The 21,064-nt window shown below is 71.7% G+C and carries 4 protein-coding genes and 5 pseudogenes; all 9 read right to left on the bottom strand.

The features are described from left to right. Positions 1–17 precede the first annotated feature (17 nt). The 9 genes and pseudogenes from Pflav_RS44970 to Pflav_RS44965 all read right to left on the bottom strand — a co-directional run bounded on the left by Pflav_RS44970 (position 18) and on the right by Pflav_RS44965 (position 21,032). Positions 18–2,411, bottom strand: a complete 2,394-nt coding sequence (locus Pflav_RS44970) for an alpha/beta fold hydrolase (protein WP_415624376.1) — start codon at positions 2,409–2,411, stop codon at positions 18–20. Between the two features lie 210 nt (positions 2,412–2,621). After that, positions 2,622–2,678, bottom strand: a pseudogene (locus Pflav_RS48560) (hypothetical protein); the annotation flags it as partial. A gap of 38 nt (positions 2,679–2,716) precedes the next feature. Then, positions 2,717–3,907: pseudogene (locus Pflav_RS06340) on the bottom strand (beta-ketoacyl [acyl carrier protein] synthase domain-containing protein); the annotation flags it as partial. Beyond that, positions 3,883–4,110 carry a beta-ketoacyl synthase N-terminal-like domain-containing protein gene (locus Pflav_RS48555; RefSeq protein ID WP_415624375.1) on the bottom strand — a complete coding sequence of 76 codons (228 nt, stop codon included), beginning with the start codon at positions 4,108–4,110 and terminating at the stop codon, positions 3,883–3,885. The pseudogene Pflav_RS06340 and the gene Pflav_RS48555, both read right to left, overlap by 25 nt. Before the next feature lie 153 nt (positions 4,111–4,263). After that, positions 4,264–10,978 (bottom strand): annotated as a pseudogene (locus Pflav_RS48550) (SDR family NAD(P)-dependent oxidoreductase); the annotation flags it as partial. 394 nt (positions 10,979–11,372) lie between these two features. After that, positions 11,373–11,486, bottom strand: a pseudogene (locus tag Pflav_RS48545) (acyl carrier protein); the annotation flags it as partial. 158 nt (positions 11,487–11,644) lie between these two features. After that, a pseudogene (locus Pflav_RS06320) lies at positions 11,645–13,780 on the bottom strand (SDR family NAD(P)-dependent oxidoreductase); the annotation flags it as partial. 356 nt (positions 13,781–14,136) lie between these two features. Continuing rightward, a complete protein-coding gene (locus tag Pflav_RS06315) occupies positions 14,137–16,854 on the bottom strand; it encodes a beta-ketoacyl synthase N-terminal-like domain-containing protein (RefSeq protein WP_332107860.1) in 2,718 nt (905 codons plus the stop codon). After that, on the bottom strand, positions 16,770–21,032 hold the full coding sequence (locus tag Pflav_RS44965; RefSeq protein ID WP_332107735.1) for an SDR family NAD(P)-dependent oxidoreductase: 4,263 nt from the start codon (positions 21,030–21,032) through the stop codon (positions 16,770–16,772). The genes Pflav_RS06315 and Pflav_RS44965 overlap by 85 nt, the downstream gene beginning before the upstream one ends. Positions 21,033–21,064: the final 32 nt, after the last annotated feature.

Genomic DNA, 21,064 nt, shown 5'->3' with positions numbered 1-21,064 from the left:
CTAGCGAATAGGGGCCGTCATACCGCGCGTGCCACGATGGTGCATTGCGCGTGCTCGTCGTCCGGAACCCCGGCGAGCCCGTGGAACTCGGCGTCGTCGAAGCCAGCCGTACGCAGCGACGCCCGCCACTGTTGAGTGGAGAGAAGCGGGGAACCGTCGATCCGGACATCCTCGTCCTCGTACAGCCACCACCCTGGGGTGAGTCCGAAGGTGAGGGTGTTGTAGTCGAGCCGCTGGCTGAGCTCGTTGATGACGACGATGCCACCTGGCTTGAGCAGCGCCCGGCATTGGTCGAGGGTCACCCGCATGCGACGCGTGGTATGCAGCACGTTGCTGGCTACGACGACGTCCATCGAGTGCGGTTCGAAACCCTGCGCTGCCGGCGCACGCTCGATGTCGTATGGGGTGAATTCAGTGAACGGGTATTGGGTGGCGAACTGCGATCTGGCCGCCTGTACGAAGGCCGCGCCGATGTCGGTGTAGAAGTACCTAATCCGGTTCACGTTCGGGGCGAGCGCTTCCAGCACGTACGCGCTTGTACCGCCGGTACCCGCACCGACCTCGAAGACCTGGGCGGTGGACAGCGGGAACCGCCGCGTGAAGTGGCGCACATGCTCCCACACCTGTTCGGCCACCAGCCGGTTGTAGTACTCGGTCTGGATGTTGCCCTTGTACAGTTCCGCGACCAGCTCCATCGAGCCGCCTGGAAAGATGACTTCAGTGGCTTCCCTGTCGCCCCGCATCACCTCCAGCACGGCCGCCTGGCATGTGACGAGCAGCGGCACGTAGTCGCCGATCTCAGGGTGAGCGGCGACAAGTTCCGCCGCTCGTCGCGCCACCTCGTCCTCGCTGTCGAAGCCGGCTACGAGAAGCTTCTCCGTCGCGCCGAGGTCGTCGTCGACGCGGCGCAGGTAACCGTCGCGCACCAGGATGTCGAGCGAGGCGCGGAAGAGCCGGTCGTACCGGTCCTGCACGGCCAGCCGGGTGCGCGCCTGAGACACCGGGACTGTCGACGTGTCCGCCGGCAGGACTCCAGCCGTGCGGAACCGGTCGGCGAGCAGCCGCCCGCCGAACTCGGTGAGCGCGGCGAACGACGTGAGGAAGTCGCCGTAACGGTCGGCGTCCAGCGGCGGCGGATCGCGCAGCACCGACTCGATGTGCTTGGCCGCGATGCTCAGAGTCGGCTCCTCCAGCAGGCTGAGGTGGTCGTTGTCCAGTTCCACGACCTTCACCTCGCCGGCCACGATGTCCTGCCACGGGCGCACGTAGTCGTACCCTTCGAGGATGTTCTGGGCCCGCCAGTACATCTGGCTGGAGCGGCCGGTGAAACCGTCCAGGGCACGGAGGAAAAGCACATCGGAGGCGTCGTACGGACGCATCTTGTAGATCTGGTAGATGCCCTCGGCGTGCGCGGAGCACTCCAGCCCGCCGCGCAGGTACCGGTAGACGTCCTCGACATCGAGCAGCTTGCCGCTGCGCTCCTTGGCCAGCCGGGCCATCTCCACCAGCCGCAGGTTGGGTGGCAGGTGCGATACGTCGTCCGGCCGGATGGCCAACTCCGGGTTCTCGTCCAGCTTAAGGAAGTAGTTTGCGAGGTAGAACTGGAGGAACCCGTCGTCGTACCCGCCGAAGTGACGGTCGAACACCTCCTGGGCCGCCGGGTAGGTGTCGAACATGATGAGGTGGCGGATCGTCTCGCCCTGTTCCTGCAGGCGCCGGGCGATCTCCATTGCCGGGATACCGCCGAAGGAGTATCCGCCGATGACGTAGGGCCCGGTCGGCTGCACCCGGCGGATGCAGTCCACGTAGTGGTCGACCATCTCGTCCAACGTGTGCGGCATCGAATGCCCGTCGGTGCCTCTGGCCTGGAACGCGTAGACCGGATACTCCGGCCCCAGGACCTGGGAGAGGTTCTGGAACCAGGCCGAGTAGCCGGCGGCGCCGTGCACCCAGAACGACGGCTGCCGGGTACCGCTGACGTTGACTGGGATCAGCTCGGGCGGTAGCCGGTCCGCGTCGCCGCGGCCGCGGTCCTTGCGGCGCGCTGCGCTGCCGGAGGCCGGCTCGCGCCCCTGAAAGTACTCGCTGTGGATGTAGCCGGACAGGCTACGCAACGTCGGGTACTCGATGAGCGCGGTGACCGGCATCTGGATCTCGAACTCCTCCTGAACCACCTGGACGATAAGCGCGCCGAGGATCGAGTCCACGCCGAAGTCCTGCAGCGGCTGGTTCTCGTCGAAGACGTCCTCGGTCAGCTTGAGCCTGTCCAGCAGGATGTCGCGCAGCACGGCGCGGATGTATGGCTCGCCGGTGAGTGTCTCCTCGCCGCCGACGTCGCCCTGCGCGACCCGGCGCTCCGGCGCGGTGAACCAGTACCTGGTGCGGTCGAAGGCGTAGCTGGGCAGCGACATCCGGCAGGGCGTCCGGACCTGCTCCGCGCTGGGCCACTGCACCGGCTGACCGGCCACCCACGCGGCCGCGAGCTGGTTCGGCGCACCTGTGAGTGGGGTTCCGGTTCCAGCCGTCCTGGCGTGTCCACGGTGGACATCGGGATGGTCCTCGGCGCGCCGGACGGCCCGCAGCCGGCTGTCCAGCTCGGACAGGCTGGCCGCCACGACCGCCAGCCGCTCGGCGAACTCTTCCCTGCCCTCGCGCAGGGTGAACTCGATGTCGTCCACATTCGGTGCCGGCGCCGCACCGCTCCCCAACGGTCCAGCCACTCAAGGAACCGGTCGAGTGCGCTGTCCAGCGCGGCCGGTGTCTTCGCGGAAAATAGGTACACCCGGTCGCGTGACGGTGCGGCCGGCGCCGGCGCGCCCGCGGGGTACTCCTCGAGAAACACGTGTGCGTTGACGCCTCCGAAGCCGAACGAGCTGACCCCGGCCCGCCGTGGCAGCGTTCGCCCGTCGGGGCTGGTGAGCCGCTGCCAGGGCACGGCCTCCCGGACCGGGTAGAACGGGCTGTCCCGCAGGTCGACGTACGGGTTCATCTCGTCGAGGTGCACCAGCCCGGGGAGGGTCGCGTGCCGCATGGACAGGATCACCTTGATCAGGCCGGCGATGCCGGAGGCGGGCTCCAGGTGCCCGATGTTCGTCTTCACCGAACCCACCCCGCAGTAGGGCTCGGCCGGTAGCCGGCTGCCCCGAGACCCGGCGAGCTGGCGGAAGGCGGACTTGATGCCGTTGATTTCCACCGGGTCGCCGAGCTCGGTGCCGGTGCCGTGCAGCTCCAGGTACCCGATGGACTCGGGTCCGACTCCGGCCTCTTCGACCGCCTCGCGCAGCAGTGCCGCCTGGGCCGCGGTGCTCGGCGCCGTGATGGACGCGGCCCGGCCGCCGTGGTTGACCGAGGTACCGCGGATGACGGCGTAGATGGTGTCGCCGTCGGCTACGGCCTGGCTTAGGGTTTTGAGCACCACCACGCCGACGCCCTCGCCTTTGACGTACCCGTCCGCGCCGCGGTCGAGCGTCCGGCAGCGGCCCTGTGGCGAGAGCAGTCCCATCATCGCGGCGGCGACGGTGGAGAAGGGCGCGAGGTTGAGGGCGATCCCGCCGGCGATCGCCATGCTGCTCTCGCCGTTGCGGATCGACTGCACCGCGCGGTGCACCGCGACGAGCGAGCTGGAGCACGCGGTGTTCACCGGCTCGCTAGGCCCGCGTAGGTCGAGCAGGTACGAGATGCGGTTGACCACAATGGAGTGTTCGTTACCGAGCCCGACCTGCGCGTTGAGCACACCGGCCTCGTGCAGCAGGTGCTGGTAGTCGCTGAACTGCACGCCGGCGAACAGGCCGACGTCCCGGCCGGCGAGCTGGGACGGCCGGTATCCGGAGTCCTCGATGGCGGCCCACACCGTTTCCAGGAGGACCCGCTGCTGCGGATCCATCATCTCGGCCTCGGCCGGGGAGATGCCGAAGAAGAGCGGGTCGAACTTGTCGACGTCGTCGATGAAGCCGCCCCATCGGTACCGGCCCTGCTGATCCTCGGGATGTTTTCGCACAGGGAACGCCAGTCCCACCGGTGGGCGGGCACCTCGGTCACCAGGTCGCGACCGGCCGCGAGGTTGTCCCAGTAGCGGTCCAGGTCGGGCGAGCCCGGGAAGCGGCCGCTCATCCCGATGACGGCGATCGGCTCGGCGTCCGGGGCGGATATCACGTCTGCGGCCGACTCGGCGACGGCGACGAGCGCTTTGTCCACAACGGTTGGATGCGTGGTCTCTTCGGAAACCGTCAGGCGCTGTCCGTACTCCTCGACCAGCCAGTCGGCCACTCCGCCGAGGCCCCGCCGTTCGTAGAACAGGGTCGGGGACAGCGCCGCGTCGAACCGTTCGCCGATCCGGTCGGCGAGTTGCTTGAGCGCCACCGATTCCAGGCCGTACTCCCCGAGCCCCGTCGTCTCGTCGATGCGGTCCGCGTCCAGCCCGCTCACGTCCGCGGTCATCGCGATCAGCTCGCGCAGGATCGAGGCGCGAAGACCCGGCCCGGCCGGCGCCGGCCGCGGGTCGTGCTCACTGGAGGTCTGCGGTGCCCGCGCCTCCGACGCTGGGTTCATGTGATCCTCCCTGTCCTCTCGCGCGGCGGGCGCGGCCGCCGGCGGGATCTGGTCAATCCAATGCCGCTCGCGGGCGAACGGGTAGCCGACCAGCGGTACTCGCCGGCGAGCGCGCCCCCGGTGGAACGCCGGCCAGTCGATCGCGGCGCCGCGTACCCAGCTCCGCGCGGCGCTTTCCGGGTCGAGTTGCGAACCGTCCACGTCCGGCTCCGCGTCCTCGCCGGGCCGGGCGCCAAAGACACCCACGGCGGCGGTGCCCGCCGCGAAAGCCCGGAGCCGGGACGCCGCCTGCGCCAGGTTGGACGCCACGACCGCCAGCCGTTCCGGCATCACCTCACGGCCCACCTGAAGCGTGTAGGCGATGTCAGCAAGAGCTGGAACGTCGAGGTCCGCCGATGCCGCCCAGGCCGCGTGGGGGAAGGAGTCGCGCAGCCGTTCGCCCTGGCTTTCCAGGAGGTGCTCTGCCAGAGCCGCTACCGTGTCCAGGGCGGCGGGCAGTTCGTCCGAGGGCGTTCCGTAAGCCTGCGCGACGACCGTTCCCAGGCGGACCCGGGTGGTGTGGTCCAGTCCGCACTCGCTGAGCGGGTCGGTGGGGCCTACGTCGTTCTGGTGCAGCCCAAGGATGTCCCGGACCATGCCGAGCAGTCCCTCGGTGACCATCTCGGCGAGCGACGGCGACGGCGGGGCGGTGCGCCGTTCGAGGAAGCTGGCCAGTTCTCGCGCGAGCGCGACAAGGCGATCGGTTGATTTTGCGGACAGTACGAGGACCTGGGTTCCGTCTGGCAGGTCTTCCCGGGGCGGCTGGGGGTGGTCGGCCAGCACCACATGAGCGTTGGCGCCCCCGGCGCCGAACGAGCTCACCCCCGCGATCCGGCGGGCGGGCCGGTCGCCGCGCGGCGGCCAGGCCACGACCTCGCGCTGTACCCGGAACGGCGAACCGGTGAAGTCGACGTTCGGGTTGAGCCGGTCGGCGTGCAGCGACGGGGCGAGCGTGCCGTGGCGCATCTGCAGGATCACCTTGGTGACCGCGGCGACCCCGGCGGCGGATTCGAGGTGGCCGATCGCGGACTTGACCGAACCGATGGGGATGGTTACCGGGTCGTCGGGCGCGGCACCGAGCTCGTGGAACGCCTCGGTGAGCGCGGCGAGCTCGATCGGGTCACCAAGCGGTGTACCGGTGCCGTGCGCCTCGATGTAGCCCACCTCGGCCGGCTTCACCCGGGCCATCCGCAGTGCCGTTACGACGGCCGCGGTCTGCGCGCGGGGATTGGGCACCGTGTACCCGTTGGTCTTGCCGCCGTGGTTTACCGCGGTGCCGCGAATGACCGCGTGCACAGTGTCCCCGTCGGCCAGGGCGGCGGGCAGCGGCTTGAGCAGTAGCGCCCCCACGCCTTCGCCCGGCACGTACCCATCACCGTCCGCGCCGAAGCTGCGGCACTTGCCGTCGGTCGACGCGAACCGGCCGAGGCTCAGTTGCAGGTACTTGTTCGGATGCAGGCTCAGGTTGACGCCGCCGGCGACCGCGGTGTCGCACTCGCCGCGGCGCAGGCTTTCGCACGCCAGATGGATCGCGGTGAGCGAGGACGAGCACATGGTGTCCAGCGCGATGCTCGGGCCGCGAAGGTCGAAGAAGTACGACACCCGGTTGGCGATCGACGCGTGTGAGGACACCGCCATCCGCCCGTCGGTGGCTTGGCCGAGCAGCGCGTACTCGCCGTACATCACGCCAACGAAGACACCAGTGGTTCCCTCGCGCAGCTGCGCCCTGGTGTACCCGGCCGACTCAAGGACGTGCCAGACCGTCTCCAGGAAGATCCGCTCCTGCGGATCCATCATGCCGGCTTCCTTCGGCGAGATGTTGAAGAAGAGCGGATCGAACTTGTCGACGTCGGTGAGGAAACCGCCCCATTTCGCGTAGCTGCGGCCTGGTCCCCGGTGGGGTCGAAGAACCCGGCCAACGGCCAGCGCTCTGGGGGGATCTCGGTGACGCAGTCGCGGCCGGCCAGCAGGTTGCTCCAGAAGTCGTCCAGGTGATCGGCCATCGGGTACCGGCCGCTGACCCCGATGACGGCGATGTCACCGGCGGGCAACGGAGGGCTCGGCTCCATGGCGACCGCGGACGCCTCGTGCACCGCCGCCACGACCTTGCCCAGTGGTGTCGCGATCCTGCTCTCGACGGTCGCGGGGTGCCGCTCGGCGAAGTACCCGGCGAGCTCGCGCAGCGTGCCGTACCGGTAGAACAGCGTCTTGGGCAGCGTCCCGAACTCGCGTTCCAGTCGCTGGGACAGCCGCATCACCATGATGGAGTCGATGCCGAACTGCTCGAACGCCGATTCCGGATCGATACGGTCGGCCGGTACCCGCAACTCCTCGGCAAGCACCTCGGCGAGCATTGACTCGGCGGCTGTGCGCAAGTCGGGGGCGGCTGGTGCGGCGCTCGCCGCCGGCGCCTCGACTGGGGCGGGCGGGCGATTCAGTGCCGCCCGAATCTCGACTGGGTCACCCTTCATGAGCGCGACGTAGGGCGAGCCGGCGCGGAACGCGACTCCTAAGGCGGCCAGCCCTTCCTCGGCGTCCACTGTGGGCACGTTCCGGTCCGGATGCGTGCCCCGGGCGCCCATGCCACCGCCCGCCCACGCCGGCCAGGCCACGGATACCGTCCGCCCGTGCCGGCCGCCCACGGCCCGCAGCCGCTCGCGCGCCACGGCGAACTCGTCCAGGAAAGCGTTGGCGTACGCGTAGTCGGCCTGCCCGATGTTTCCCACGGCAGGCACAAGCGAAGAGAAGAACACCATGAAAGCCAGCGGGTCGGCGCGGGTCAGCCTGTCGAGCACCAGCGCGCCGTCCACTTTGGATCGCAATACGTCGCGTACCGTCTCGTGCGTCTTGTTCACGAAGAGGCTGTCGCGCACCACACCGGCGGCGTGGATGACGCCGGTCAGCGGTCCGAGCTCACGGCGTACCTCGTCGAGGACGGACGCCATCGCGCTGGCGTCCGCGACGTCGGCCCGGTGGTAGACGACCAGGCCGCCGGCGGCGCCGAGCCTGTCCACTTCGGACTCGGGTATCGCCGACCTGCCCACCAGGGCGACGTTCGCGCCCCCGGACGCCAGGTGCCGCGCCAGTTTCCGGCCGATGAAACCGGCTCCGCCGGTGATCAGGCAGGTCGCGCCTGGACCTGCGGGGAGCGGTTCGAGGCGGTCGAGCGGCGGCAGCTCACGCAGCTCGCGCCGCAACACCGCGCCGTCCGGGCGGACCCGGAACTCGGGTTCGTCCGCCGGATCGGAGCGGCCCAGCAGCAGGTCCCAGGCCAGGTCGAGGCGGGCCGAACCGTCCGGCCAGCACGGCACCCCCACGCACTGCACCCGTAGCTCAGGGTCTTCCAGCCGGACCGTCCGGGCCAGTGCGCCGAGCGCGGCCAGGTGCGGCGCTGCCGCGTCCCCGTCGACCGGGTGGGCGACGCGGATCGCTACCGGCCCGCCGGGACGGCCGCTGAGCGCCTGGCACAGCGCGAGCGCGGTGTGGAAGCTCCGGCTCAGGTCGGGTGTGCCGTCGAGGCCCTGGCGGTCGTGCAGCGGCCAGAGTACGAGCACCCGGTCCGGCCTTCGCGGGGGTTCGAGCGCGGCCAGCAGCCGGCCGAAGTCCTCGGCCGAGTCCGGCCGCAGCTCGTAGCTGTGCTCCCCGGTCGCGCGGAACGCCGCACCGGGCGCGGCGTGGACGACGGTGTGGCCCGGGTACTCGGTGCGCAGCCGGTCCGCGTGTTCCGGGCCGAGGTCACACACGAGGGTGGCGCCGCCTTCCGTGCGCTCGCTCCCGCCGCCGACCACCTCCCGCCACACCGCCTCGTACGGCCGGACGCCTGCGCCGCCTGGCCCGGCCCGCACGCCGAGTTCGGCGACGGTCAAGCCGTACAGCGACACCAGGACCGCGCCGGACTCGTCGGTCACCGCGATGTCCAGTGTCGCCTCGCCGCGCGGTACCACGTGCGCGTAACAGGCCGGCGGCAGCGGTGCGTGCACGGCCAGGCGCTCGAGCGCGTACGGTACCCGCAGTCCACCCGCGCCGGCTCCCGGCGCCAGCGCGACCATCGCCTGCAGCGCGCCATCCAGCAGCGCGGGGTGCAGCCCGAAGCCCGGCAGCCCGGCGGTCAGCTCGGGCGGCAGGGTCAGCTCGGCGAGCACCTGTTCGCCGTCGGTGCGCAGCTCGCGGACCACCCGGAAGCCTGAGCCGTGGGTCAGCCCGAGGTCCTGGAAGCGCCGGTAGCACTCGGCACCGGACAGCACCCGGTTGCTCCGCCGCCGTACCGCGGCCAGATCGACCGCTCGCGCGGCATCTTCCGGGACGGTCGTGAGCCGCCCGGTGACACCCGGCCGCGAGCCGCCGCCGTGGCTGATCTCGAACGACAAGCCGCCGTCACCGGGAGCGAGGCGGACCTCCAGGCCCTCATCGGCGAGCCCCGCGATGCGGTGGTGCCAGGTGACTTCCTCGATGGCGCGCACGAGGAAACCGGCGCGGCTGCCGGCGGCCCGGGCCAGCTCCAGCGCGGCGGCCGCGGCGAGCACCGGTTCGCCGTCGACAAGGTGATCGGCCACCACGAAATCGGTAACCGCCGGGCGGTACCGGAAACGGGGCCCGTCGCCGTGCGGCAGGTGCTCCAGTGTGAGCCCGGCCGCCGGCGTCGCCAACTTGTCACGTGTGTCGTGCCAATAGCGCTCCCGGGCGAACGGGTACGTGGGCAGCCCGACGCGCCGTCCGCCGTCCGGGTACAGCGCGTCCACCGGCACCGGCGCGCCTTGCTCGTACGCCGCGGCGGCCTGCTCCAGCGCTACCCGCCGTTCCGGTCCGCGCACCGCCGCCGGGAGTTCGCGGCGCAGTTCCTCGGCCAGCCGCTGGCGGTCGCCCGCCGGTCCGTCGCCGCCGGCCGCCCCGGCGCGGCGGGCAGCGATCGCGGCGCGCAGCTCGGCGGCGTCGGCGGCGACGAACGCGGCCCGCTTTTCGAAGTGCAGCCGTCCCGCGTGCAGCGTGTACGCCACCGCCTCCAGCGGGTGCCGCCCAGCGTCACTGTCCAACCAGGACTCCAGGTCCGCGAGGCGCCGCGCCAGTGCTTCACCGGTACGCGCCGAGACCAGCACCAGCTGCGGCTCAGTTTTCGGCGCGGTCCACGGGCGTTCCGGCGGCTCCTCGACCACAAGATGCGCGTTGGTGCCGCTGTAGCCGTAGGAGCTGACCGCCGCCCGGCGCGGTGCCCCGTCCAATCGCGACCATGCCGTTGGCTCGGTCACCGGGTAGAAGGGCGTGGCGGCGAAACCGATCCGCTCGTTTTCCCGCTCGAAGTGCAGCGTCGGCGGAAGCATCCCGTGTTCCAGGGCGAGCAGACACTTGATGAGGCCGGCCACACCGGCTGCCTGGCCGGTGTGGCCGATGTTGCTTTTCACCGATCCGATGGCGCAGAAGCCGGTCCGATCGGTGTACGCGCGAAACGAGCGGGTCAGCGCCTCGACCTCGATGGGGTCGCCGAGCGTGGTACCGGTGCCATGCGCCTCCACGAGCGAGATGGATTCGGGACTGATGCCGGCCCGCTGGTACACAGACAGTTGCAGCGCGGTCTGCGACCGGGAGCTGGGTGCGGTCAGGCCATTGGTCTTACCGTCCTGGTTGGTGCCCACGCCGAGCAAAACGCCGCGGATCCGGTCGCCGTCGCGCAGCGCCGCGGCAAGGTCCTTGAGGACCACGACGCCCACGCCCTCCCCCGGTACGAAGCCGTCCGCGCGGCTGTCGAAGGCGTGGCATCGCCCGGTCGGCGACAGCATGCCGGCCTTGCTCGCCGAGAGGTAGAAGCCGGGCCCGACGAACAGGCACACGCCCCGGCCAGAGCCATCTCGCACTGACCGGACTCAATGGCCTGGCTGGCCAGGTGGACGGCGACGAGCGAGGACGAGCAGGCTGTGTTCAGCGCGACGCTCGGCCCGCGCAGGTTGAGCAGGTACGAGATCCGGGCGGCCAGGATCGCCGTGTCGTTGCCCATCATCACGCGGGCGTCGGCGTCCGCCCCGCATCGCTCGGACTCGCTGGCATAGTCGCTGGCGGGTGCGCCAGCGAACACCCCGCAACTCGTCGCTGACACCGCGTCGCTGGCGTATCCCGCGTCCTCCAGCGCGGTCCAGCAGCCCTCCAGGAACAGCCGCTGCTGTGGATCCATGCTCTGGGCCTCGCGCCCGGATAGATTGAAGAACAGCGGGTCGAAGGCGTCGACGTCGTCGAGGAAGCCGCCCCAACGGGAGTTGGTCCGGCCCGGCGCGTGCGGGTCGGGATCGTAGTAGCGGCCGATGTCCCAACGGTCGGCGGGTACCTCGCGCACCGAACAGGCACCGGACACCAGCGATTGCCAGAGCTCCTCCGGCGACGCACCGCCGCTGAATCGGCAGGACATGCCCACGACGGCGATGCGGCCGCTGGTGGCCACGGGCGCGGGCGTGGCCACCGGCTCCGCGGGCTTTTCGGCGCGTAGTGCGGCGAGCCGCCGATTGCCCTCGGTCGGGGAGATCTCCCCCGCCTGTACGAGTTCCAGCACGCGCTTTAGGTCGCCGTTCATGGCACGCCCCCAGCTTCGCCAGTGCGTCGTCGATGCTCATTTCGCCGGCGGCGAGCCGCTGCAACAGATCCGCGTCGCCGGATACGGTCTCGGTCGGCGTCGTGCCGTGTCCGTTTCGCTTGCCGTTGGCCTTGCCGCGGTGCCCGCCGTCCGTGCCGGTGCTGCCGGCGCACACGTGGTCCGTGAGCTCGGCGAGCGTCGGGTGGTCGAACAGGGCGGTCGGTTTGAGGTCGGTCCCCAACCGTGCGTTCAGGGTGTTCACCAGCTCGACGAGGATGATGGAGTCCACGCCGTACTCGGTGAACGGCCGGTCCGGATCGAGGTCGTCGCTCTCCCGGCCGAGCACTTCGGCGACCGTCGACGACAGGATCCGCCGGGTCTCCGCCCGATCCGCCGTCGCTGTGGCATCCCCGGCGTGCGCTCGGCGACCAGCACGTACTGGCCCATCTCGTCTTGAACGACCTCCGCGGGTGAGAGCACGGCGGTACGGCCCAATCCCGCGTCGCGCAGCAGCCCGGTCCAGGTCGGCACGTCGGCCAGCGGGGAACCGGGCACCCGCAGCTCGGGGTCGGTGGCGCGCCACCAGCCATCCAGCAACCCGAAGGTGAGCGTGGCGAACGGGCTGAACGCGGTCGTCTCGCTCAGCACCAGCCTGCCGCCGCCCTTGAGCAGGTACCGGACGTGGTCCAGGGTCTCGCGCAGGTCCCGGGTCGCGTGCAGGACGTTGGCCGCGACCACCACGTCGAAACCGCCGGCCGGGAAGCCCTGTGTGGCCGGGTCGCTCTCGATGTCGAGGCGGCGGAACTCCACGAACGGGTGTTCGGCGCCGAACAACCGGCGCCCGTGGCGTAGGAAGCCCAGCGAGATGTCCGTGTACACGTACCGCACCCGGTCGCCGCTGTCGCGCAGCGCCGCGAGGACACTCGCGCTGGTACCGCCGGTACCCGCGCCGATTTCCAGCACCCGCACCTGGTCGGTGCCGTCGTTCCCGTCGACGTACGCGGCGACCGCGCGGGCCGCCAGCGCGTTGAGCCGGTCGGCGAGCGGGTCGCCCCGGTAGACGCCCTCCACCTTGCTCGCCGACGCGCTCGGGAACATGACCGCGGTGGCGTCCACGTCGCCGCGCAGCAGCTCCGGGTACCGGTCGAGGCAGGTGCTCAGCAGGTCCACGTGAGCGGCCACTTCCGGGTTCCGCGCGGCAACCTCCTGGCCCTCTGTGGTCAGGTCCCGGGCGGCCATGCCGGACACCGCCCTGGTCGCGGTCAGCCACTGCCCGTCGCGTGTCAGGTAGCCGGCCGCGACGAGGATGTCGAGCAGTGTCGGGAACAGGCGTGCGTGGCTCGGGGCGACGGCCAGCGCGGCTGCCAGGGTGGCTGCCGGCCGCCGCTCGCCCGGGCTCTCGAACGCGCCCATCCGCTGGAGTGCGGCCAGCAGCAGCGCCGCACCGAGGTCGTCCAGCCGGCGGTGAGCGGCCAGTAGCCGGTCCCCGTCGGGTGCGGCGTCCAATGCCCGGCCGCCGAGCGGATCCCAGCCGGCGCCGCGGCGCGGGTCAGCCGCGGCCGGCGCGGGTTGTGGCGGGCCGCTTTCCCGCACTCCGAAGCGCTCCAGGACCCGCTGCTCGGCCTTGAGCACCATCGCCTGTGGCAGGCGGTTGGCGAGTACGGCCTCGACGGCCCGCATGCCCTCCGCGGCGTCGATCGAGTGCACGCCGACCGACGCCATTCGTTGGCGGTAGGCGGCCTTGGCCACGATGCCGACCTCGCCCCAGTACCCCCAGTTGACCACGTGGACCGGTACCCCGGTGCCGCGCAGGTGGGCGGCGAACGCGTCCTTGAAGGTGCACGCGGCGGCGTAGTTCGCCTGTCCGGGGTTGCCGCTGAACGACTGGGCGGAGGAGAAGAACGTGAGGAAGTCCAGCGGCTCCTCGCGCAACGCCCGGGCAAGCACGACGGCGCCCCGTACCTTCGGCGCCAGCACCGCCGTGAACGTGGCCTCGTCCATGGCGTCGAGCCGCTCGTCGCGCAGCACCAGGGCCGAGTGGAAGGCGCCGTGTACCGGCCCGAAGCGTGCGCGCACCGCCGCCACCGTGGCCGCCATGCCGGTGTCGTCGCCCGCGTCGACCGCGAAGTACGCGGCGCTGCCGCCAGCGGCGGCGACCCGGTCGAGCTGGCGCTGGATCTCGGGGTTCAGCGGCCGCCGGCCCAGCAGGGCGACGTTCGCGGCGGCCCGGCGGGCAAGGTGCACCGCCAATTCCGCGCCGATCCCGCCGGCGCCGCCGAGGATCAGGTACGTGCCGCCGCGCCGGAACGGCGGCTCGGCAGGTGGTGCCACCTGCTCGGCCTCGCTCAGCACCAGCGTCCACCGGCGCCCCTCGCGCAGCACCACCTCGTTGCCGTCCGGGTGGCCAGGCTCGGCGGCCAGCGCGGCGGCGACCGCGCCGGCGCTGTTCCCGGTCAGGTCGGCGGTGGCCACGTCGACGCAGCCGACCCGCCAGGAGCTCTGCTCCTTGGCCAGCGATCGGGTCAGGCCGAAGACGGCGGCGCTGAACGGGCGGAGTGGCCCTCGCTCGTCGACGCCGTGCGCGTGGGCGGTGACCGAGATCAGCTCGACCGGCCGCTCGCTCCCGCCCGCCGCCAGCATTGACGTCACCACGCGGAACAGGGACAGCACGCCCAACTCCTGCGCGCGCTCCACCGCGTCGAGCGAGTCCCAGCCGGCGCCGTCGAGCCCGTCGTCCAAGCCGCCCAGGAAGTACACGCGCGAGGGCGGCGGTACCCGGCCAAGCCGATCGGCCAGGGCGTCCGGTGCCTCGCCGAGTCGCAGCCGCACGACGTGCCCGATGCCCGGGCGGTACTGGCCGATGAGGCGCTCGGCGAGGCCATGGTCGCGGGACGGCGCGACCACGAGAACGCTGCCGGGCTCGGTCGTGGCCGCCGTCGCCGGCGGATCGAGCTCCCGCCACCGCGGCGTGTACAGGCGGGTGCGCACCGGCTCCTTCAGCTCCCGGTAAGACAGCCCCGGATGGTGACACAGGGCTGGCCCTCGCCATCCACGATGGACACGTCGCACTCGCCGGGCTTGACCTGGCGCACGTACGCGAAGCTGTGCTCCGGCACCGGCCGCATGAGGTGTACCTCGTCGATCGCGAACGGTACGTACGGCCGCTGCCCCTCGGTGTCGGGCTGCAGGGCGGCGACCGACTGGATCGCACCGTCGAGCACACTGGCGGGCAGCGGGCCGCCGGTGCCGCGGCGAATCAGTGTGGCCAGCGCCTCAGCTTCGTTGTGCTGGATTTCCTCGACGGTGGTGAAGTGTGGACCGTACAGCACGCCGATCTGGGTGAACCGGGCGTAGTGCCGCTCCGCCTCTGTCCACTGTGGGCAGCGGGCGCGCAGGGCCGGCAGGTCGGTCGCCTCGTCATGGCCCGCGCCGGTCCGCGCCTCACCCCGGCTGTGTACCTGGACGGCCCCGTCCGGGCCGGTGCTGCGCACCTCGAACGCGTACCGCCCGGCCTCGGTACCGGGCCAGATCACCACGTTGACGGTGCACTCACCGGTGACGAAGACCGGCCGCAGCCAGACCAGGCGGGTGAGCGTCACCGGTTCGCCGCCGAGCACCTCGCGCAGCCCGTCATGCAGTAGCTCCAGGTGCCCGGCCGCCGGGAGCAGCGGCCGCCGGTCCACGATGTGGTCGCGGACGAGCGGCAGGTCGGGGTGCAGGCGGTGTGGGAACACCCGTTCGCCGCCGGTGCCGTTACCGGCCGCTGGTGCGGCGGCGCCGGGAACCCAGTAGCTCTCCCGGGCGAACGGGTACGTGGGCATGGGTATCCGCCGGGCCGGCTCGACGCCGTTCAGCGCTTCCCACGCGACCTCGCCGCCGGCGAGGTAGCGGCGGGCCGCGTCGCCGAGCGTGCCCGGTGCGGTCATGGGCGGGCTGCCGGTGCGGCCCGCGCGCTGCCAGGCCCTGATCTGGTCATGCAGGTCGCCCGGATCGGTGGCCGCGAACGCGGCGCGGACCGGGAAGTGGGAGCGGCCGGCGCCCAACGTGTGCGCGATGTCCCGCCACTCGTGCCGCCGCCCGTGCGTGGCCAACCACCCGGCCAGCTCGTCGAGCTGCTCGGCGAGCGCGGCCGGGGTCTTCGCGGACACTAGGCAGAGCCGGGCCTGGCCGGGTCGCTCGGCGGGCCGGGCCGCCGGTGCCGGCGCCTCGCGCACCACGGCGTGCACGTTGGTGCCGCTGAAGCCGAACGAGCTGACCGCGCCGAGCCGCGCCGCGCCGCCGTCCGGCTCCCAGGCGCGCACCTCGGTGTTGACGTAGAACGGGCTGTCGGCGAAGGGGATGTGCCGGTTGGCCACGTCGAAGTGCAGCGACGGCACCAGCGTGCGGTGCTTGAGGCACAGCAGGGTCTTCAGCAGGCCGGCGATGCCGGCGACGGTCAGTGTGTGGCCGAGGTTGGACTTGATGGAGCCGACGGCGCAGTACCCGCGCCGCTGGGTGAACCCGCGGAAGGCCTGGGTGAGTGCCTCCACCTCGATGGGGTCGCCGAGCCGGGTACCGGTGCCGTGGCATTCCACGTAACCGATCTGCCCCGGGTCGACGCCGAACCGCTCGTACACCGACCGTAGCAACGCCGCCTGCGACGGTGCGCTGGGTGCGGTGAGGCCGTTGGTCCGGCCGTCCTGGTTGGCGCCCGAAGCGGCGATGACGCCGTGAATGGGATCCCCGTCGCGAATCGCGTCGGCCAGGCGCTTGAGGACGACGACGCCCACGCCCTCGCCCGGCACGAAGCCGTCCGCGCCGTCGTCGAAGGCCCGGCACCGGCCGCGGGGCGAGAGCATGCCCGCCTTGCTAGCGAGGATGTGCAGTTCGGGCGTGTTAAGGGCGGCCACCCCGCCGGCCACCGCCAGCTCGGCGCGGCCGTCGCGCAGCGCCTCGCATGCGAGGTGGACGGCCATCAGCGACGACGAGCAGGAGGTGTCGACAGCGAGGCTGGGGCCGCGCAGGTTCAGATGGTACGAGAGCCTGGATGCCAGCACCGCCGGGTGCGAGCCCATAAACGTGTACCCCTCGACGGGTGTACCGGCGGCGTGCAGCAGTTGCTGGTAGTCGCCTGCGGAGGTACCGACGAAGGCGTGGCACTCGACGCCGTCGAGGGCCCGGTCCGGATACCCGGCGTCCTCCAGAGCGCGCCACGCCTCCATGAGGTAGAGCCGCTGCTGCGGGTCCATCAGCCGCGCCTCGCGTGGCGAGATGCCGAAGAAGTCCGGATCGAACTTGTCGATGTCCTCCAGTACCGAGCCCCACTTGCTGTACGTCTTGCCGGGCGCGCCCGGGTCAGGGTCCCAGTGCCGGGCGACGTCCCAGCGCCTGGCCGGGATCTCCCTGACCGCATCGGTGCCGGCGAGCAGGTTCGCCCACAGCTCGTCGAGGTTGCGTGCCTGGGAAAACCTCCCGGACATACCGATGACGGCGATGTCCTGGGCGGTGACCGCCGGTTGCGCTGGGGCGGGCGCTGGCTCCCGCACCGGCCGCTCCGGTTCGGGTAATGGCGCAGATGTTGCCGGCGCGGCCTGCGCCACGTGGTCGGTGAGCTTGCGCAGGGTCGCGTAGTTGAAGAAGTCGGTGGGCTTCAGCTCGCTGCCGAGGTCCTCGTTGATCCGGTCCACAATGGACACGGCGAGCACAGAGTCCACACCGAGGTCGGTGTGCGGGATGTCGAGCCCGAACTCCTCGGCTGGTATCTCCAGCACCCCCGCCATGGCATCGACGATGGCTCGGTGCGCACGGTTCCAGTCGAGGGTGGACCGTACGGCTTCGAGCGGGGGCGTCGATGCCATGGCGGGAGCTTCCTGGTCGGTCCGGGAGGGTCGCTCCACGGGGTCCTCGCCAGTCCGGGAGGGTCGCTCCGCGGGCTGTTCTGAGGCTGCGGCAGGTGCCGCCGCTGGCCGCACCGGCACATCGGCTTCATCCGCCGCGCCGGGTTCGGGCAACCAGTACCGTTCACGGGCGAACGGGTACGTGGGCAACGGCACCCGGCGCGCCGGGCTGTCGCCGGCCGTGGGTGCGGCGGCCCCGTCAGTGCCGGAGACCCAGAGCCGCGCCAGCTTGTCGAGGTCGCCGGCCGCTCGCAGGGCGGCCAGAAACGACTCCCCGCGGTGCCGTCGAACAGCGTGTCGAGCGGGCTGTCCGGCGCGGATACCTGCCCGGCGTGCACCCCGTCGGCGGCCCGACCCGCGCAGAAGGCGCGCAGCCTGCCCGCCAGGTCCGCGGCGCCACCGGCCACGACGCCCAGGCGCTCCCGCTGCGGCTCGCGACCGACAGCGAGGGTGTACGCAATGTCGCGGAGCGACGGCGCTGGCGCGGCGGTCGGCACGCCGGGGCGGCTCTCTACTGTGTACGGTGCCAGCCGGGCGGCCATCTCGCGCAGGTTGGCGCAGCTTTCCAAACCGGTCGGTCCTTGGCCGCCACGACGAACCCGTTCGGCCAACTCGATCCGTCCCAGGCCGTCGAAGCCGAGGCTCTCGAAGTCCTCGTCGAGGTCGATCTCGGCAGGCGCTATGCCGAGTATCTGGGCGGACGCGGCGCGGACGCGGTCCAGCAACGCGGCGTCCACCGGCGGTGCGGCGGCCGGTGCCGGCGGCGGGTCGATCCGGTCCGCGAGGTCGCGCGCCAGCACCCGCAACTGCCCGGCGGTGCGCGCGGAAAGCACGACAAGCTCCCGGGCCCCGGTCCCCGCGGGATTCGGCGGCACTGCGCCGGCCGGGTAGTCCTGCAGCACGACATGAGCGTTGGCCCCGCCCGCGCCGAAAGAGCTGACCGAGGCGATCCGGGGAAGCGGTCGCCCTTCCGCCGTGCGGGCGGGCCACGGCTCGCCGGCACGCTGTACCCGCAACGGCGCGTCCGCGAACCGGATGTTCGGGTTGAGCTGCTCGGCGTGCAGCGAGGGCACCAGTTCGCCGTGCTGGAACTGCAGCAACACCTTGGTGATGCCCGCGATGCCAGCGGCGCTTTCCAGATGCCCGATATTCGACTTGACCGACCCGATCGGGCACGGTGCCGTTCGGCTCGACCCGGCCGCCGCAAACGCTTTGGCGAGCCCGTCGATTTCGATCGGGTCGCCGAGGGCGGTGCCGGTGCCGTGCGCCTCGACGTACCCGATGGCGTCCGGGTGGACGCCCGCCCGGGCCAGCGCCTCGGCGACCACCTGCGCCTGGGCGACCGGCGTGGGCACGGTGTAACCGTTGCTGCGCCCGCCGTGGTTGAGCGCTGAGCCGCGGATCAGGCCGTAGATGTGGTCGCCGTCGGCCTCGGCGCGCGACAGCCGTTTCAGCAGTACCGCGCCGACGCCCTCGCCCGGCACGTAGCCGTCGCCGCCCAGCCCGAAGCTGCGGCAGCGGCCGTCGGTGGAGGCGAACCGGGCCTGGCTCAGTTGCAGGTACCGGTTCGGGTGCAGGATCGCGTTTACGCCGCCGGCCAGCGCCTGGTCGCAGTCGCCGGTGCGGATGCTGGCACAGGCGAGATGCAGCGCGGTCAGCGACGACGAGCACATGGTGTCCAGCGCGAGGCTGGGCCCGGTCAGCCCGAGCACGTACGAGACCCGGTTGGCCACCGAGGCGGCCAGCGAGCTGGGTACGAACCCGCGGGCCTGCATCGCTTCACCGGCGCCGTAGAGCTGGTACTGGTTGTACATCACGCCGACGAACACGCCGACCCGACTGCCGTTCAGGGCCGCCCGGGCGTACCCGGCGTCCTCCAGCGTGTGCCACGCGGTCTGCAGGAACAGCCGCTCCTGTGGGTCCATCAGTCGCGCCTCGTGCGGCGAGATGCCGAAGAACAGCGGGTCGAACTCGTCGACGCCGTCGAGGAAGCCGCCCCACTTGCAGTACGCCTTCGCGGCGTCGCTGGCGCCCGGTGCGAAGTAGAGGTCGTGGTTCCAGCGGCTGGCGGGTATTTCCGTGATGCAGTCCCGTCCCTGCCTCAGGTTCTCCCAGAACTCGTCGAGCGTCCTGGCCATCGGGTACCGGCCGCTCAGCCCGACGACCGCGATCGGCTCGTCGCGGTCGCCCATCGGGCCGGGCTCCCGCCGCACCGGACGCACGGCCTCGCCGGCCGGTGGCCGGCCGAGGTCCGGGACGACCGGTTCGGCCGTGCCGAACCGGGCTCGCACCGCGGCCGGGTACCGGTCCAGTAGGTGCCGAGTGAGGTCGGCCAGCGTCTGGTACTCGAAGAACAGCGTCTTGGGCAGGTCGCCGAAGACCTCGCCTAGCCGGCTCGTGACGTTCATGACCATCACGGACTCCAAGCCGAGCCGCTCGAAGCGGGCGCGCGGGTCCAGCCGGTCGATGGGGAGCTTCAGCTGCTCGGCGACGATCTGCCGCAGGTGCGCGAGCAGCGCCCGTCCGGCGGCCGTGTCGATACCGACGCCCTGTGGCGCGTCAGTGGTGACCTCAACGGGCGGCTGCGGCGCGGCGTCGAGCGGCCGGGCGAGGCCGACCGTGCGCAGGATCCGCTCCCGGTGGCCGTGGAAGACGGTCAGCTGAGTCGCGCCTTGGTGCAGCGACGCCTCGAACAACGCGGTGCCCGGCTCGGGAGGCAGCGGCACCCACCCGAGGTTCTCCTCGATCCAGGCCTTGCTGGCGCCGTTCACGTCCATACCGTCGGATTGCCAGAGCGGCCACGCCACGGCAACGCTCGCCCCGGACCGCTCGCCGGCCCGGCGCCGCTCCTCGCGCCAGCCCGCGAACCAGTTCAGGAAGCCGTTGGCGTACGCGTAGTCGCTCTGCCCGGTCACGCCCATGACGGAGGTCGCCGAGGAGTACATCGCGAAGAAGTCCAGCGGAAGGTCGCGCGTGGCGCGGTCGAGGTGGTACGCGCCCCAGACCTTCGGCGCGAGCACCGCGTCCGCGTCCCCGGGTCGCTTGCCGATGAGCAGCCCGTCGCGCAGCACGCCGGCCAGGTGCACGACGCCGTCCAGCCGGCCGAAGCGGGACACCGCCTCATCGACGAGCAGGCGCGCGCCCTCCTCGGTGGCGCAGTCCGCGGCGAGGTAGACGGCTCTGCCGCCGGCCGTTTCCAGTTCCCGTAGAAAGTCGGCGCCGCGCTGGTCGAGCGCTGAGCGGCCGCTCAATACCAACCGGGCCTGCCGCCGCTGCGCGAGGTGCCGGGCGACGATCCGGCCCAACCCGCCGAGGGCGCCGGTTAGGAGGTACACGCCGCCCTGGGCCGGTGGTGGACCACCCGCGAGAGTGTGCTCGGCGAGCTCGAGCGTCTGCCGGCCGCTGTCGCCGTAGCGCACCTGGTCGCCGCCCGCGGAGGTGGCGGCCAGCTCCGCGAGCAGCCGGCGTGACGCGGTCTCGGGCCAGCGCCGCAGCCCGTCCTCGACGGGCAGCTCCACGGTGCTGGCGCGGTACGAGGGGTGTTCTGTGGTCATGACCCGGTGGAAGGAGCCCAGCGCCGCATACGCCGGCGCGCCGGGCGGATGCGCGTAGACCAGACGGATCGGGGCGGTCGACGAGCGGTTGGCCAGCGTGCTGTACAGCACGAGGAGGGAACCAAAACCGAACGTCAGGTGCTCCTCGGTTACCGCGGAGTCCGCGCTCGGCGCCGCGTACGACCAGGCGTGGACGATGCCCAGCGGCGAATCCGGCGCCGCCGCCACGTTCTCCAGCAGGCGGTGGTACTGGCCGGGATCGGCGGGGTCGATCCGGTAACGGTCACCGTCTGTCCGCTCCCAACCGTTGCCCGGCCGCACCGCCACGACGCGGGTCCCGGGCCAGGTTCGGCGGATCTCGTCGCCCAGGTCGGCGCTGTCGAAGACGAGCAGGGTCCCGCCGTCCAGAGTGGCTGTTCCAAGGTCGGGCAGCGGGGCGGGTCGCCAGACCGGCCGCAGCACCACGGTGTCGTGGCCGGGGTAGCCGGTGGCTT

The organism is Phytohabitans flavus, from assembly GCF_011764545.1.
GTDB classification, from domain to species: Bacteria; Actinomycetota; Actinomycetes; order Mycobacteriales; family Micromonosporaceae; genus Phytohabitans; species Phytohabitans flavus.
Note: the sequence above shows the minus strand (reverse complement) of the source record. Positions and strands in the feature narration are given on the sequence as shown.